Genomic DNA, 14,731 nt, shown 5'->3' on the forward strand with positions numbered 1-14,731 from the left:
CGCTGACCGTCGGTATCCGGGCCTTGACCGCCCGGGTCTTCGCGATTCTCGGCCGATACTCGATGTACCGGATCATGCTCCTCGCGCTGGCCGCGCTGACGGCCGTCTCGCTCGTGCTGTCGCTCTTCGGTGTCCTGTCTCAGGGGCCGCTGGAGATCCTCGCCACCGCCGTCGTTCTCGTCGTCGCCTGCGGTGCGGTCGACCTCCTCGCCCAGCGCGTGCTCCGCCTGCCCTGGCGGTGGGAGTCCTCGGTGATCACCGCCGGCATCCTGCTGTTCGTCCTCCGTCCGTCGCTGGACCCGCTGCTGCTCCTCGGCGCCGCCCTGGCCGGTGCGATCGCCGCGCTGTCGAAGTACGTCCTGGCCTGGCGCGGCCGGCACATCCTCAACCCCGCCGCGACGGGCGCCTCGGCGCTGACCCTGCTCAGCGTCTGGGTGCCGGCGCTCGGTGCGTCGGCGTGGTGGGTCGGCAGCCCGGTGCTGGCCGCGCCCGTCATCCTCCTCGGGATCATCGTGCTCTGGCGTGCGGAGAAGCTCCGGATCGCCGCCCTCTTCCTCGTCGTCGCCGTCGGAGTAGCCCTCGTCCGGGTCTTCTCGCAGTACGCGGCGCTGGGTGCGCCGGTGACGCTCGGCGACATCCTTCCTCAGGTGCTGTTCTCGTCGCCGTTCCTGTTCCTCGGCGCCTTCATGCTCTCCGAACCGCTCACCCTGCCGCCCCGGAGGTGGCAGCAGCTGCTCGTCGCCCTCGTCGTGGGCGTCCTCGCGGGGTGGCCGATCGTGATCGGATCGTTCAGTCTCGGGCAGGAGCGGGCCCTGTTGATCGGGAATCTCCTCGGCTTCCTACTCGCCGTCCGCGCGGCGAATCGGCTTCGGCTGCACCAGCGCTCCCATCTCAGCCCCACGGTGCGCGAGCTCACCTTCCGGGTGTCCGGCCCGATGACCTTCGCGCCCGGTCAGTACCTCGAGCTGGACGTGCCCCACCGGCGCGCCGACAGCCGGGGCACCCGCCGTGAGTTCAGCATCGCCAGCGCCCCCGAAGACCTTCCAGAGGTGAAGATCGCCTACCGCGAGCCGGCCCGCAGCGCCCCCTCGAGCTTCAAGCGCGCTCTCGCGCAGCTCGACGCCGGCACCGACCTCTCGGTCACCGGGGTGTGGGGAGACTTCGTCCTCCCGCGGAGTACCGCCGCACCGGTGCTCCTCGTCGCCGCCGGCATCGGGATCACCCCCTTCGTCTCCCAGCTGCGCCATCACCGTCTCGCGGGCGAGGACCGCGACATCGTGCTCGTCTACGTCGCCTCGGATGCCGCCGAGCTGGCCTATCGCGACGAGATCGCCGCCTCGGGGGTGCCCGTGATCGTCTTCACCCGCGGAACACCCGCCGATCTTCCCCCGCACTGGCGATGGGCGCGCGGTGTCCGCCTCGATGCCGACGGTCTGCTCGGTGTCGTTCCCGACATCTCCGCCCGTGACGCGTTCGTCTCGGGCCCGGCCGGGCTCATCGCCGAGCTCGCTCCGGCGCTTCGGCGGGCCCGGTCGCTGACGACGGACGCCTTCAGCGGGTACTGACCCCGGCGGGATCCTCGGGTCTGACGGGCAGCCGCATCTCGAAGGTCGTGTCGCCCGGCGCGCTCGTGACGGCGAGGGTGCCGCCGTGAGCCGCGACGATCGCGCGGGCGATCGACAGACCGAGCCCCGTGCCGCCGGTGTTCCTCGCCCTCGACCGGTCGGCACGGGAGAACCGCTCGAACAGTTCGTCGGCGACGGCGGGATCGATCCCGGGGCCGTCGTCGTGCACCCGCACCACCGCGTGTGTGCCCTGCCGCTCGATCGAGACGCGCACCGTGGTGCCCGCGGGGGTGTGGATGCGCGCGTTGCCGAGGAGGTTCGTCATCACCTGATGCAGGCGCCGCGCGTCGCCCGCGACCACGATCGGATCCTCGTCGACATCGGTCTCCCAGTGGTGATCCGGCCCCGCCGCCTGGGCGTCGCCGAGGGACTCCACGACCAGCTGCGACAGATCGACCGTGCCGTAGACCAGCTCCTGGCCCTCGTCGAGGCGCGCGAGGAGGAGCAGGTCCTCGACGAGCGAGGTCATCCGCAGCGACTGGCTCTGGATGCGCTCCAGAGACGCCTCGGCGGTGTGCACCGCGCCGTCGTCGTGCCCGCGCTCGAGGGCGCGGAGCGACAGCTCGGAGTAGCCGCGGATCGACGCCAGCGGGGTGCGCAGCTCGTGGCTGGCGTCGGCGACGAAGGAGCGCATCCGCTCCTCGTTGCGCTGTCGTGCGGTGAGCGAGGTCGACACGTGATCCAGGAGCGTGTTCAGGGCCTGCCCCACCTGCCCGATCTCGGTGCGCGGGTCGGCCTCGTCGTCGGGGACGCGGTCGCGGATGGAGACCTCGCCCTGATCGAGAGGGACCGCCGCGACCCGACGGGCGGTCTCGGCGACGGAGCGGAGCGGGGCGAGGCCCGCCCGCACCGTCCATGCCGTGGCCACCGCCAGAAGCAGCAGGCCTCCGAGGGTGAGCAGGGCGATGGTCAGCAGCATCTCGCCGATCGTCGTCGCCACCGCGGTGCGGGAGATGCCGACGACGACGATCGCGGGGGAGGCGGGCACGTTGGCCAGTCGGTAGGTCCCGACGCCGTCGAGGGCCGACACGGCGGGGCCGGCGGTGTCGAGCCGATCCACCAGCTCGGTGATCTGGTCGTCGCTGAGCTCGACCACCTTGCCACCGTCGTCGGTGGCGGCCGCGGTCGTCTCGCCGGTGACCGGATCACCGACGACGAGGAGGAAGCCCGGTTGCGGGGCCTGTTCCTCCAGGATGTCCGCGGCCGTGGCGCCGCTGCCGATCAGGGGCCGGATCCAGATCGCCGCCCGGTTCGCGGTCGCCTCGACCTGGCTGTCCAGACTCCGCTCCAGCACCGATCCGAGGATCGCCGAGGTGGCGACGCCGACGAGGATCAGGATGAGGGAGACGATGGCGGCGATCGTGACGATCAGTCGTCGTTGGAGGGTCCAGGGGCGGCGGGCTGGCCTCACTGCGGCGCCTTGATCATGTATCCGACACCACGGACGGTGTGGATCAGGGGCTCCTGGCCCTGGTCGATCTTCTTGCGCAGGTACGAGATGTAGAGCTCGACGACGCTGGAGCGCCCGCCGAAGTCGTAGTTCCACACCCGATCGAGGATCTGGGCCTTGGAGACCACGCGTCGCTGATTGCGCATGAGGAAGCGCAGCAGTTCGAACTCCGTGGCTGTCAGCTCGATCTCCACCCCGGCGCGCTGGACCTCGTGGCTGTCCTCGTTCAGCGAGAGGTCGCCGACCCGGAGGATCGGCTCGGCCTCGGCGGTCTGAGCCGTTCCCGCACGCCGCATGAGTCCGCGAAGGCGCGCGACGACCTCTTCGAGGCTGAACGGCTTGGTGACGTAGTCGTCGCCGCCGGCGGTGAGTCCGGCGACCCGGTCCGAGACGGCGTCCTTCGCCGTGAGGAAGAGCACCGGCACATCGTCGCCGGAGGCGCGCAGGCGCTGCAGCACCGACATGCCGTCGAGGTCGGGCATCATGATGTCGAGCACCATGGCGTCGGGACGGAAGTCGCGCACCGCCTGCAGCGCCTCGAAGCCGGAGGACGCCGTCTTCACCTCCCACCCCTCCATCCGCAGGGCCATCGAGAGCAGGTCGGTGAGCATCTGCTCGTCGTCGACGACGAGGAGACGGAGCGACTCGCCGTCGGGGCGGCGGAGGGCGGAGGGCGAGAGGGCGGTCATGGTGCCCAGTGTGCCTCGTCTCCTATGGATTACCTATGGCGTCCGCTATGCACCGGCTGAGAGCGTCCCATAGGGATCCCATAACTCCTCCTGACGATGCTCTTTGCCGGCATCCCTAGCGTCTCCTCGACGGCCGGTACCGCAGCCCGGCGAGAGGAGACCCATGTACGGGACGTATCTTCGGCGAGAGCTCGCCGGACGGAAGAAACAGACGATCATCGTGGCAGCCGGGCTCGCGCTGGCCATCGCTCTGGTGATGATCGTGACCTCGTTGGCGGCCGGTGTCCGCGATGCCCAGGCCCAGGCGTTGGAATCGGTCTACGGGATCGGCACCGATCTCACGGTGACCGGCAGCACCGCCGAGCCCGGACAGGGCGGCGCCCAGTTCGATTTCGACGAGGACGCCGGGCAGACCGGTGACGACGGCACCACCCAGTTGAACCAGTCGCGCCTGATGACCGAGCCCTTCCGCTCGACGCTCGACGCATCCGTCATCGAGACCGTGACCTCGACCGACGGCGTCGCCTCCGCAGCGGGCGCGCTGAGCCTGACCAACGTGACCTTCTCGGGCGAGCTCCCCGAGCCGCCGAGCGGCACGGGTGACGACACGACGATGCAGGGGCAGCCGCCCCAGCAGTCCGAGGGCGGAGGCGGCGGATTCGGTGGCGGATCCTTCGACCTGAACTCCTTCACCGTGCTCGGCCTGGAGCCCGGCGCCGAGGGCATCGGGCCCATGTCCGCCGTCGACGTGACGGATGGCCGCACGCTGGCAGCCGACGATGCCGGTCAGGACGTCGCCGTGCTCGACGCGACCTACGCCACGAGCGAAGAGCTCGGCGTCGGAGACACCATCGAGATCGGCGGCGCCGAATTCGAGATCGTGGGGATCGTCGCGTCGACCTCGGACGAGGCCGACACGGCGGCGAACGTCTACATCCCGCTCGATGTGGCTCAGGAGCTGTCCGGAGCGGGCGTTGCCGTCTCGACCGTCTACGTGCAGGCCACGTCGTCCGACGCGATCAGCACCGTCCAGACGGCGCTGCAGGACGAGCTTCCCGACGCCACGGTGAGCTCCCAGTCGGACCTCGCCGCCTCGGTGTCGGGGTCGCTCTCCAGCGCCTCGTCCCTCATCACCGACCTCGGCACCTGGCTCGCGCTCATCGTCCTCGCGCTCGCTCTCGCCCTGGCCGTGCTGTTCACGATCTCGGGTGTGTCGCGGCGGACGCGGGAATTCGGCACGCTCAAGGCCATCGGGTGGTCGAACGGCCGCGTGGTCGGTCAAGTGGCCGGTGAGTCGGTGGTCCAGGGACTCATCGGGGGAGCGGTGGGCGTCGCTCTGGGACTGGCCGGCATCCTCGTGGTCAATCTCATCGCCCCGACGATCTCCTCGACGGCCACCGCCCAGACCACGACCGGTCCCGAAGGTGCCGGCGGCCCGGGCGGACCGGGCGGTGGTGGCTTCGGCGAGGCGATGACGACGGCTGCCGCCGACGTGGTCCTTCAGGCTCCCGTCACCCTCTGGGTGATCCTCGCCGCCGTCGGCATCTCGATCCTCGGCGGTCTGGTGGCCGGGGCCTTCGGCGGATGGCGCGCCGCCCGGCTGAGCCCGGCCGAGGCCCTCAGGTCGGTGGGCTGACCGTGATCGACCCGCATGCCGCTGCGCCCTCTCATCCTCATCCCCCCTCTCATCCGGCATCCCAGACAGGAGAACCCGTCATGACCCTCGACACCCCCGCAGTGCAGACACCAGCGACTGATTCGACGTCGGCAGCGCTCTACCGACTGAACGGCGTCACCCGCACCTACTCCCAGAAGGGCCGCGAGGTCACCGCGCTCGTCGGCGTCGATCTGGAGATCGAGGCGGGGGACTTCGTGACGATCCAGGGACCCACGGGAGGGGGGAAATCGACGCTCCTGCAGCTGCTCGGCGCCCTCGACCGCCCGAGCACCGGATCGGTCCACCTCGGCGAGCTCGACATCGCCACCGCCGACAACCGCCGCCTCGGTCGCATCCGTGCGCACGAGATCGGTTTCGTGTTCCAGGGGTTCAACCTCATCCCGACCCTCACCGCAAGCGAGAACGTCGACATGGCTCTCGAGCCGCTGCGCCTTCCCGCGACCGAGAGGGCCGAGCGCGTGAGCGATGCGCTGAGGCGCGTCGGTCTCGCAGAGCGCGCCGATCACCGGCCGGGAGAGCTCTCCGGGGGCCAGCAGCAGCGCGTCGCGATCGCACGGGCCATCGTGAAGAGACCCCGCGTCCTGCTCGCGGACGAACCGACCGGCAACCTCGACGAGAGCATGAGGGACGAGATCCTCGGGGTTCTGCAGCGGCTGAACGACGACGGACTCACCCTCATCATGGTGACCCACGATTCCGCGGTGGCCCGGCGCGCGCGCCGCCGGCTCCGCCTCGAGAAGGGGGTGGTCCGCGACATCACGCGGTGATCCGTCTTACCCGGCACTCCGGGCGTGGGCCGCGATGCGATCGAACAGCGCATCGCGGTCCGCGTCCGTGCGCAACCGGGCGGGGTCGGCGTCGTAGAACGCCACGATCTGCCGCGCGCCCTCGTCGAACGTGATCGTGGTGGTGAACTCCGGCACGAGGGTGCTGACCTTGGTGTTGTCGAAGATCATCGAGTGCGCCTTGTCTCCGAGGAGAGTCGGCCCGAGCTCCGGGGCGAACGCGGCGATCGTCTCGGATGCCACGTGGACGAGGTCGGGGGACGGCACTCCGGCCGCATCGGCGAGCCACCCGTAGATCCGATTCCAGCTCGGTGCGTGATCGCCCGTGACGGTGAAGGCCTCGCCCACCGCGTCGGGATGACCGGCCAGCCCGACGATCGCCACCGCGACGTCATCGCTGTGAGTGATCGTCCACAGGCTCGTCCCGTCGCCGTGCACGATGACCGGGCGACCCGCCCGCATCCGGGCGATGTCGGTCCACCCGCCGAGGGTGGGGAGGAGCTGCTCGTCGTACGTGTGCGACGGACGCACCACGGTCACGGGGAAGCCGCGGTCGCGGTAGGCCTCGACCAGCAGATCCTCGCAGGCGATCTTGTCCCGCGAGTACTGCCAGAACGGATTGCGCAGCGGCGTCGATTCCGTCACCGGGAGCCGCAGGGGCGGCTTCTGATAGGCGGACGCGGAGCTGACGAAGACGTACTGTCCGACGCGGCCGTCGAACAGCTCGAGGTCGGACCGGACGTGCTCGGGGGTGAAGGCCAGGAACTGCAGCACGACGTCGAACCCCTCGGAGCCGAGCGCCGCGCGAACCGCGTCGGGGTCGCGCAGATCCGCTGTGAGCGAGCGCACCTCCGGTGGGAGCACCCGACGCCCCGTCCCGCGATTGACCACGGTGACCTCGTCGCCACGTGCCACGGCGCGGCGCACGCAGGCCGCGCTGATGGTTCCGGTGCCGCCGAGGAAGAGGATGCGTCGCGTCATCCTCCGACCCTAGATCCTCGGGGCGACCGGCGGCGGATCAGTGCGTGTCTTCGGCCGCCGTCTCGGAGCGATCACCCGACCACAGCGTGTGGAAGGTGCCGTCCTGGTCGATGCGCCGGTAGGTGTGCGCCCCGAAGAAGTCGCGCTGTCCCTGGATGAGCGCCGCCGGGAGCCGCGGAGCGCGCAGTCCGTCGTAGTACGCCAGCGAGGACGAGAAGGCCGGGGCCGGGATCCCCGCCGTAGCCGCGGTCGCGACGATGCTCCGCCACGAGTCCTGTGCACGGCCCAGCGCCTCGACGAAGTACGGCGCCGACAGCAGGACCGACAGGTCGGCGGCGTCGGCGTAGGCGTCGGCGATGCGGTTGAGGAACTGCGCCCTGATGATGCAGCCGCCGCGCCAGATGCGCGACACCGCTCCGAGGTCGATCTGCCATCCGTACTGCGCGGCGCCGGCGCGGATGGCGTCGAACCCCTGCGAGTACGCGACGATCTTCGACGCGTACAGCGCGAGCCGGACCTGTTCGATGAAGGCGTCGGGATCGGTGACGGACGTGCCCACCGCGTCCTCCGCCGGCCCGGGGAGCCCGGCGGCGGCCGCACGCTGCTCGGGGTGGGAGGACAGCGATCGTGCGAAGACCGCTTCGGCGATCCCCGACACGGGGACGCCGAGGTCGAGCGCGGTCTGCACCGTCCACGCACCGGTGCCCTTCGCTCCCGCCTGATCGACGATGACGTCCACGAGCGGACGTCCCGTCGCCGCATCGCTCTGCCGGAGCACCTCGGCGGTGATCTCGATGAGGTACGACTCCAGTTCGCCGCGGTTCCATTCGGCGAAGACGTCCGCGATCTCGGCGGGGGACTTGCCGGTGCCGCGGCGGATGAGGTCGTACGCCTCGGCGATCAGCTGCATGTCGGCGTACTCGATGCCGTTGTGGATCATCTTCACGAAGTGACCCGCGCCGTCACGGCCCACGTGCGTCACACACGGTTCGCCCTCGGCGATCGCCGCGATCGAGCGCAGGATCGGGCCGAGGGTGACCCAGGACTCATCGGACCCGCCCGGCATGAGCGACGGGCCGAGCAACGCGCCCTCCTCCCCGCCCGAGACGCCCATGCCCACGAAGTTGATCCCGGTCTCGCGGACGGCCTTCTCGCGGCGGATGGTGTCGCTGAACAGCGCGTTGCCGCCGTCCACGATGATGTCGCCCGGCTCGAACACGCGGACCAGTTCGTCGATGACCGCGTCGGTGCCGCGACCGGCCTTGACCATGATGATCGCCGTGCGGGGGGTGGTGAGGGCGGCGGCGAACTCCTCGTAGGAGAAGGCGGCGACGAAGCCCGCCTCGGGGTGCGCCTGCAGCAGGTGATCGGTCTTCTCGCGGCTGCGGTTGAACACGGCCACCGTGTTGCCCTCGCGGCTGGCGAGATTGCGGGCGAGATTCGAGCCCATCACCGCCAAGCCCACGACACCGATGTTGGCCGTCGGGGCGGCATCGGACGGGCTGGCGACTCCGGCCTCGGCCCGGGGGCGGGGAACGTCTTCCGGCGCCGGAGCGCCTTCGTGTTCCTCGGTCGACCCGGGCTGGTCGTCGCGGTCGGTGGAGATCTTCGGCGCGTGGGAAGGATCGGTCACGGTGAAAGATTATCGGTTCGGTCGCTCTCGACCCGACCCGGGTCTGGCGCCGCGTTCAGTCCTTGCGGTATGCCGTGCGTCCCATCGAGAAAATCGCGCCGACGAGGCCGACGGCGCCGATGACGGTGATCGCCCCGACCACCCAGACGATGACGTGCGAGAGAAAGCCGTAATCCATGGTGTCCTCCGTTGGGATGGCCGGACTCCCATGCTATCGCCGGTCGCTGGTAGACTCTCCCACTGGACTTCGGCGAGGGATCCCTCCTGCTGCGGCAGGGGAGTGGATCCGTGATCGACGGGGGTGTGCAGGCTCGTTTTCCTCACGCGCTCGCGTTCGAGTCGACCCAGACCCAGACCCAGGCCCCCGCGGGCCGAGACGACAGGCGAGAGCCTGCGAGGAGAACATCATGCCCACCGAGACCGACACCACCGTCGTCGCCGAGCGCCGCGAGAACTTCGGCAAGGGATTCGCCCGCCGCCTTCGCGCCGCAGGCAAGATCCCCGCCGTGCTCTACGGCCACGGCACCGACCCCGTGCACCTTGCGCTGCCGGGTCACCAGACGGCGCTGCTCATCCGCCGTGCCAACGCCGTCCTCGACCTCTCCGTCGACGGTGCCCCGCAGCTGGCCCTCGTCAAGGACGTGCAGAAGGACCCGGTGCACCAGATCATCGAGCACATCGACCTGCTCGTGGTCAACAAGGGTGAGAAGGTCCAGGTCGACGTCCCCGTCGTCATCACCGGCGAGCCCTTCGCCGGCACCATCGCGAACCTCGACTCGGCCACGGTCGCGCTCGAGGTGGAGGCCACCCACATCCCCGAGACCATCGAGGTCGACGTGGAGGGTCTCGAGGACGGCACCCACATCACCGCCGGCGACCTCACCCTGCCGCGCGGTGCCGCGCTCCTCACCGAAGCCGATGTGCTGGTCGTGGCGATCTCCGTGCCGATCTCCACCCTCATCGCCGAAGAGGAGATCGCAGAGGCCGACGCCGAGGTCGCGGCCGAGCAGGCCGAGGAGTCCGAGCAGGGCGAGGGCGAGGCGTCGGGCGACGACGACAAGGCCTCCGACAGCGAGTAATCACCGGCCGTGCCGGAGACGTGGCTCGTGGTGGGCCTGGGAAACCCGGGACCCCGCTACGAACGCACACGTCACAACGTCGGCCAGCTCGTCCTCGACGAGCTGGCCGGCCGTCGTGACGCCTCCTTCCGCGCTCACCGCGCGAATGCGCGCGTCGCGGAGACCTGGTTGCGAGCCGGTGGGGCGAAGCTGATCCTCGCCAAGCCCAATTCGTTCATGAACGTCTCCGGCGGCCCGGTGTCGCAGCTCGCGCGGTTCTACCGCACCGAACCGGAGCGGATCGTCGTCGTCCACGACGAACTCGACATCCCCTTCGACACGGTCCGACTGAAGTCAGGCGGTGGACACGGCGGTCACAACGGCGTCCGCGATGTGGCCGCCGCCCTCGGGTCACCGGACTTCGCCCGGGTGCGGGTGGGGATCGGCCGTCCGCCCGGCAGACAGGACGCGGCGGATTGGGTGCTGCAGCCCTTCGCCGCGGGCGACCGGGAGGCCGTCTCGATTCTCGTCGCCGACGCCGCCGACGCGGTCGAAGAGCTGATCGAGCACGGCCTCGTCACGGCCCAGCAGCGATTCCACGCGCCCCGCGCCTGACGCGGACTTCAGCCCGTCGCCGCGGACGCCGCCAGCCCCGCGACGATCACCGCCTGCAGCGTCAGCCCGAAGATGACGGGTCCGAGGGCCGCGCAGACGACGGCGGCGATACCCCAACCGCGTCCCGCGCGCCGCGCGATGGCCACGATGCCCTGGAGGAGGGCCCAGACACCGAGGAGGGTGCCGCTCCAGAAGCCGATCTCGGCCAGCAGCACCCAGTCGCGCACCGGACTGAGCAGCGACCAGTCGAAATCCGTTCCCAGGGTGCCCGCCAAGAGTCGCTCACCGGTTCCTGCGCCGATGAAGTACCCGCCGACGCCGCCCACCGCGGGCGCGACCACGGCGGCGGCGAGCGCCAGGAGGAAGGCCGTCAGCCCCAGGGCTGCGCCGCGGATGGGTTTGGGCGATGAGGGCTCCCACCCCTGCCCGGGCGCGAACCCCGACGGTGGAAGGTACCCCGTGGGCGGCGCGTAACCGGCGGCAGGGGGGTAGCTGCCGGGCATCGGCGCTCCGGGCGCGGGGGGTGTGCTCACGCTGACATCCTAGGAGCGCCGATGTCGGCGGGCGACCGTAGACTTCTGCGGTGACAATTCCCGGGATCGTGCGCGCCCTCGAGCAGGCTGACTCCTTCCGGGAGGCGGTGGCCGCCGGCGCGGCCGACGCCGAGTACTCGGTGGTCGAGGGGCTGGACGCGCCGTTGCTCGCGTCCCTCCTGCAGCGGCGACGCACCGCCGGCAAGCCCGCGGTGCTGCTGGCCATCGCTCCCACCGGCCGCCGGGCCGAGACCCTCGGGCCGGCACTGCAGGCGCTCCTTCCCGACGCCGAGGTGCGTCACTTCCCCGCGTGGGAGACGCTGCCGCACGAACGGCTGAGTCCGACGCCCGAGATCGTCGGCCGTCGGCTCGACGTCCTCGGCCGTATCGCGCGTCTGCACCCGGACGACACGCTCGTCGTCACCGCCTCGGTGCGCGGGGCGGTGCAGCCGCTGGCCGCGGGGCTCGATGCGGCCACCCCGATCGAACTCGCGGTCGGCGAGCGCGGCCATGACCTGGGGCAGGTGGCCGCGCAACTGGTCGAGCGCGCCTACCACCGGGTGGACATGGTGTCGCGGCGCGGCGAGTTCGCCCTGCGCGGCGGCATCCTCGACGTCTTCCCTCCCACCGCCGAGCACCCGTTCCGAGTCGAGTTCTTCGGGGACGAGGTCGATCAGATCCGAGCGTTCTCGGTGGCGGATCAGCGCTCCCTTCCCGGCGAGGTGGCCGTGGTGAGTCTCCTGGCGAGCCGCGAGCTTCTCCTGACCGAGGCCGTCCGCGACCGGGCGCGGGAGTTGAAGGACGAGTTCCCGGGCCTGCGCGGCATGCTCGAGAAGATGGCCGAGGGCATCCCCGTCGAGGGGATGGAGTCGCTGATGCCGGCCGTGGTGGACCAGCTCGTCACGCTGGTGGACTATTTCCCCCGGGGAACGGCGGTCGCCCTGGTGGACCCCGAGCGGGCGATCGCGCGTGCCACCACGCTGAGCGACACCAACCGCGAGTTCCTGGATGCCGCATGGAACGCCGCGACGTCGGGAGCCGAGTCTCCCATCGATCTGGGCGCCGGCGACTTCGTGCCGCTTCCGCGCCTCCGCGAGGTCGTCGCCGAGCGCGGCGGCGTGTGGTGGAGCCTCAGCTCCTTCGATTCGGGGGCGGCCGATGCCTCGGCCGAAGGACTGCTGGATGTCGGCGACACCGGCGTCGCGCGCGTGGCGGCGACCTCCCTCCCCGCCTTCCAGGGGAATGTCGACGGCGCGATCAGCCATGTCGCGGAGCGACTGCGCGCCGGGTGGCGGGTCGTGGTCATGGCCTCGGGGGGTGGGCTCGTCGAGCGTGCCCGCGATGTCCTCGCCGAGCGGGGCCTGGCCGCGCGGCGGGTGGAATCGATCGAGGATCTGCCCGAACCCGGCGTCGCCCAGGTGGTCGCGTGCTCGCTCGAGCGCGGATTCGAGGTCGCCGAAGCACAGCTGTCGGTGATCACCGAGTCGGAGTTCTACGGCCGCACCATCGGCGGCGACGCGCGGGTCGTCAAGAAGCTCGCCTCGCGCCGGCGCAACGTGGTGGACCCGCTTCAGTTGAAGACCGGCGATCACGTCGTCCATGCCACTCACGGCATCGGGCGTTTCATCGAGCTCACCCAGCGCGAGGTGTCCAGCGGCGGACGCAACGCCGTCAAGAGCGTCCGGGAGTACCTGGTTCTCGAGTACGCGCCCTCCAAGCGCGGTTACCCCGGCGACAAGCTCTTCGTGCCCACCGATCAGCTCGACCTGCTGTCGAAGTACGTCGGCGGAGAGGCTCCCACGCTGTCGAAGATGGGCGGGAGCGACTGGGCGCAGGCGAAGGGACGTGCGCGCAAGGCGGTCCGCGACATCGCGGTGGAGCTGGTCAAGCTCTACTCCGCGCGGATGGCGGCGCGCGGTCACGCCTTCGGACCCGACACCCCCTGGCAGCGCGAGCTCGAGGAGGCCTTCCCGTTCGCCGAGACGCCCGATCAGCTGCAGACGATCGATGAGATCAAGGCCGACATGGAGAAGCCGATCCCGATGGACAGGCTGCTCTCGGGCGATGTCGGATTCGGCAAGACCGAGGTCGCGGTGCGTGCCGCCTTCAAGGCCATCCAGGACGGCAAGCAGGTCGCGATGCTCGTGCCCACGACCCTCCTGGTCAAACAGCACCTCGAGACCTTCACCGAGCGCTTCGCCGGGTTCCCCGTGAAGGTGCGGGCGCTGTCGCGATTCCAGACAGACAAGCAGGCCAAGGAGATCGTCGCGGGCCTGGCCGACGGGACGATCGACATGGTCATCGGGACGCACCGCATCCTCACCGAGCGCGTGGTCTTCAAAGACCTGGGGCTGATGATCATCGACGAGGAGCAGCGGTTCGGCGTCGAACACAAGGACGCGCTGAAGAAGCTCAAGACCAACGTCGACATCCTCGCGATGAGCGCGACCCCGATCCCGCGCACGCTCGAGATGGCGGTGACCGGGATCCGCGAGATGTCGACCCTCGCGACACCGCCCGAGGACCGGCATCCGATCCTCACCTACGTCGGAGCCCGCAACGACAAGCAGATCACGGCGGCGATCCGTCGGGAGCTGCTGCGCGAGGGGCAGGTGTTCTACGTGCACAACCGGGTCTCGTCGATCCAGCGGGTGGCCGCCCACCTCGCCGAGCTCGTGCCCGAGGCCCGTGTCGTCGTGGCGCACGGCCAGATGGGCGAGCATCAGCTCGAGCAGGTCGTAGACGATTTCTGGGAGCGCCGCGCGGACGTCCTGGTGTGCACGACGATCATCGAGACCGGGCTCGACATCGCCAATGCCAACACGATCATCATCGACCGGGCCGACAAGTACGGGCTGTCGCAGCTGCACCAGCTCCGCGGGCGCGTGGGTCGCGCACGCGAGCGCGCATACGCGTACTTCCTCTACGACGAGAACAAGCCGCTGTCCGAGACCGCCGCCGATCGGCTGGAGACGATCGCGGTGAACAACGATCTCGGCAGCGGCATGCAGGTGGCGCTGAAAGACCTCGAGCTGCGCGGCGCAGGGAACCTCCTCGGCGCGGAGCAGGCCGGTCACATCGCCGGCGTCGGCTTCGACCTCTACCTCCGCATGATCGGTGAGGCCGTGGCGACCTTCCGCGGCGAGGACACCGAGGGGCCGACCGAGCTCAGGCTCGAGCTGCCCGTGCAGGCGCGTCTGCCCGAGGAGTACATCGACAGCGAGCGGCTGCGGCTGGAGGCCTACCAGAAGCTCTCCGCCGCCGCGACGCCGACCGCGGTCTCGCGCGACGCGGATGGCCGCGATCCGATCGACGCGGTGATCGACGAACTGCGCGATCGCTACGGCGAGCCGCCCGCAGAGGTCGACGGACTCGTCGCCGTCGCCCGACTGCGTCGCAGGGCGGCACGTGCGGGTCTCACCGACGTGGTCGCGATGGGGCCGAATCTGCGTATCGCGCCGGCGGACCTCCCCGACTCGATGCGGGTGAGGCTCCAACGCCTGCACCCCAAGGCCAAGCTCCTCGCCGGCGGCGAAGCGCTGGTCGTCCCGCTTCCTCGCGCGGGGGACGCCCCGCTCGGGGATGCCGAGCTGCTGGCGTGGGTCGAGCAGCTGCTCACGCAGCTGTGGCCCGACGCGACGGTCGACGCGGCGGCCCCGGCGACGGCCTGAGAATTCGTGGGGG

12 protein-coding genes are annotated in these 14,731 nt (G+C 70.5%); 6 read left to right on the forward strand and 6 right to left on the reverse strand.

Features of this window, described 5'->3' with window-relative positions; genetic code table 11:
* The first annotated feature begins 2 nt into the window (after positions 1 to 2).
* Positions 3 to 1,565: an FAD-dependent oxidoreductase gene (locus T9R20_RS07065; RefSeq protein ID WP_416182970.1), complete on the forward strand. Its 1,563-nt coding sequence runs from the start codon at positions 3 to 5 to the stop codon at positions 1,563 to 1,565.
* Here T9R20_RS07065 and T9R20_RS07070 read toward each other — a convergent pair.
* Together T9R20_RS07070 and T9R20_RS07075 are read right to left on the reverse strand one after the other, a co-directional pair.
* A complete protein-coding gene (locus tag T9R20_RS07070) occupies positions 1,552 to 3,036 on the reverse strand; it encodes a sensor histidine kinase (protein WP_322411822.1) in 1,485 nt (494 codons plus the stop codon). The genes T9R20_RS07065 and T9R20_RS07070 overlap by 14 nt on opposite strands.
* Positions 3,033 to 3,764: a response regulator transcription factor gene (locus T9R20_RS07075; protein ID WP_322411823.1), complete on the reverse strand. Its 732-nt coding sequence runs from the start codon at positions 3,762 to 3,764 to the stop codon at positions 3,033 to 3,035. The genes T9R20_RS07070 and T9R20_RS07075 overlap by 4 nt, the downstream gene beginning before the upstream one ends.
* A 163-nt stretch (positions 3,765 to 3,927) precedes the next feature.
* Between T9R20_RS07075 and T9R20_RS07080 the strand changes: the two genes are divergently transcribed.
* Together T9R20_RS07080 and T9R20_RS07085 are read left to right on the forward strand one after the other, a co-directional pair.
* Positions 3,928 to 5,400, forward strand: coding sequence for an ABC transporter permease (locus T9R20_RS07080; RefSeq protein WP_322411824.1), 1,473 nt, complete (start codon positions 3,928 to 3,930; stop codon positions 5,398 to 5,400).
* 80 nt (positions 5,401 to 5,480) lie between these two features.
* The gene (locus T9R20_RS07085; protein WP_322411825.1) at positions 5,481 to 6,209 is read left to right on the forward strand and encodes an ABC transporter ATP-binding protein; all 729 of its coding nucleotides are present in this window, start codon (positions 5,481 to 5,483) and stop codon (positions 6,207 to 6,209) included.
* Between the two features lie 6 nt (positions 6,210 to 6,215).
* Here T9R20_RS07085 and T9R20_RS07090 read toward each other — a convergent pair whose 3' ends face one another.
* From T9R20_RS07090 to T9R20_RS07100, 3 genes are all read right to left on the reverse strand, one after another.
* Positions 6,216 to 7,208, reverse strand: coding sequence for an SDR family oxidoreductase (locus T9R20_RS07090; protein WP_322411826.1), 993 nt, complete (start codon positions 7,206 to 7,208; stop codon positions 6,216 to 6,218).
* Between the two features lie 37 nt (positions 7,209 to 7,245).
* Complete coding sequence (gene gndA, locus T9R20_RS07095; RefSeq protein WP_322412124.1) at positions 7,246 to 8,682, reverse strand: NADP-dependent phosphogluconate dehydrogenase; 1,437 nt, start codon at positions 8,680 to 8,682, stop codon at positions 7,246 to 7,248.
* A 214-nt stretch (positions 8,683 to 8,896) separates the two neighbouring features.
* Positions 8,897 to 9,019, reverse strand: coding sequence for a hypothetical protein (locus T9R20_RS07100; protein WP_322411827.1), 123 nt, complete (start codon positions 9,017 to 9,019; stop codon positions 8,897 to 8,899).
* 229 nt (positions 9,020 to 9,248) lie between these two features.
* Here T9R20_RS07100 and T9R20_RS07105 point away from each other — a divergent pair, with 229 nt between their 5' ends.
* The gene (locus tag T9R20_RS07105) at positions 9,249 to 9,920 is read left to right on the forward strand and encodes a 50S ribosomal protein L25/general stress protein Ctc (protein WP_322411828.1); all 672 of its coding nucleotides are present in this window, start codon (positions 9,249 to 9,251) and stop codon (positions 9,918 to 9,920) included.
* 9 nt (positions 9,921 to 9,929) lie between these two features.
* Positions 9,930 to 10,514 carry an aminoacyl-tRNA hydrolase gene (gene pth / locus T9R20_RS07110; protein WP_322411829.1) on the forward strand — a complete coding sequence of 195 codons (585 nt, stop codon included), beginning with the start codon at positions 9,930 to 9,932 and terminating at the stop codon, positions 10,512 to 10,514.
* Between the two features lie 8 nt (positions 10,515 to 10,522).
* Here pth and T9R20_RS07115 read toward each other — a convergent pair whose 3' ends face one another.
* Positions 10,523 to 11,047, reverse strand: coding sequence for a hypothetical protein (locus T9R20_RS07115; RefSeq protein ID WP_322411830.1), 525 nt, complete (start codon positions 11,045 to 11,047; stop codon positions 10,523 to 10,525).
* 50 nt (positions 11,048 to 11,097) lie between these two features.
* Here T9R20_RS07115 and mfd point away from each other — a divergent pair, with 50 nt between their 5' ends.
* Positions 11,098 to 14,718, forward strand: a complete 3,621-nt coding sequence (mfd, locus tag T9R20_RS07120) for a transcription-repair coupling factor (protein WP_322411831.1) — start codon at positions 11,098 to 11,100, stop codon at positions 14,716 to 14,718.
* Positions 14,719 to 14,731 lie beyond the last annotated feature (13 nt).

The sequence above is a fragment of the Microbacterium invictum genome (assembly GCF_034421375.1).
Classification (GTDB): Bacteria; Actinomycetota; Actinomycetes; order Actinomycetales; family Microbacteriaceae; genus Microbacterium; species Microbacterium invictum_A.

What these genes read in the sequence shown, in the direction of transcription:
- T9R20_RS07100 (WP_322411827.1), bottom strand. Translation starts at nt 9,019, where the DNA reads ATGGATTACGGCTTTCTCTCGCACGTCATCGTCTGGGTGGTCGGGGCG.
- T9R20_RS07080 (WP_322411824.1), top strand. Translation starts at nt 3,928, where the DNA reads ATGTACGGGACGTATCTTCGGCGAGAGCTCGCCGGACGGAAGAAACAG.
- T9R20_RS07085 (WP_322411825.1), top strand. Translation starts at nt 5,481, where the DNA reads ATGACCCTCGACACCCCCGCAGTGCAGACACCAGCGACTGATTCGACG.
- T9R20_RS07090 (WP_322411826.1), bottom strand. Translation starts at nt 7,208, where the DNA reads ATGACGCGACGCATCCTCTTCCTCGGCGGCACCGGAACCATCAGCGCG.
- T9R20_RS07075 (WP_322411823.1), bottom strand. Translation starts at nt 3,764, where the DNA reads ATGACCGCCCTCTCGCCCTCCGCCCTCCGCCGCCCCGACGGCGAGTCG.
- T9R20_RS07105 (WP_322411828.1), top strand. Translation starts at nt 9,249, where the DNA reads ATGCCCACCGAGACCGACACCACCGTCGTCGCCGAGCGCCGCGAGAAC.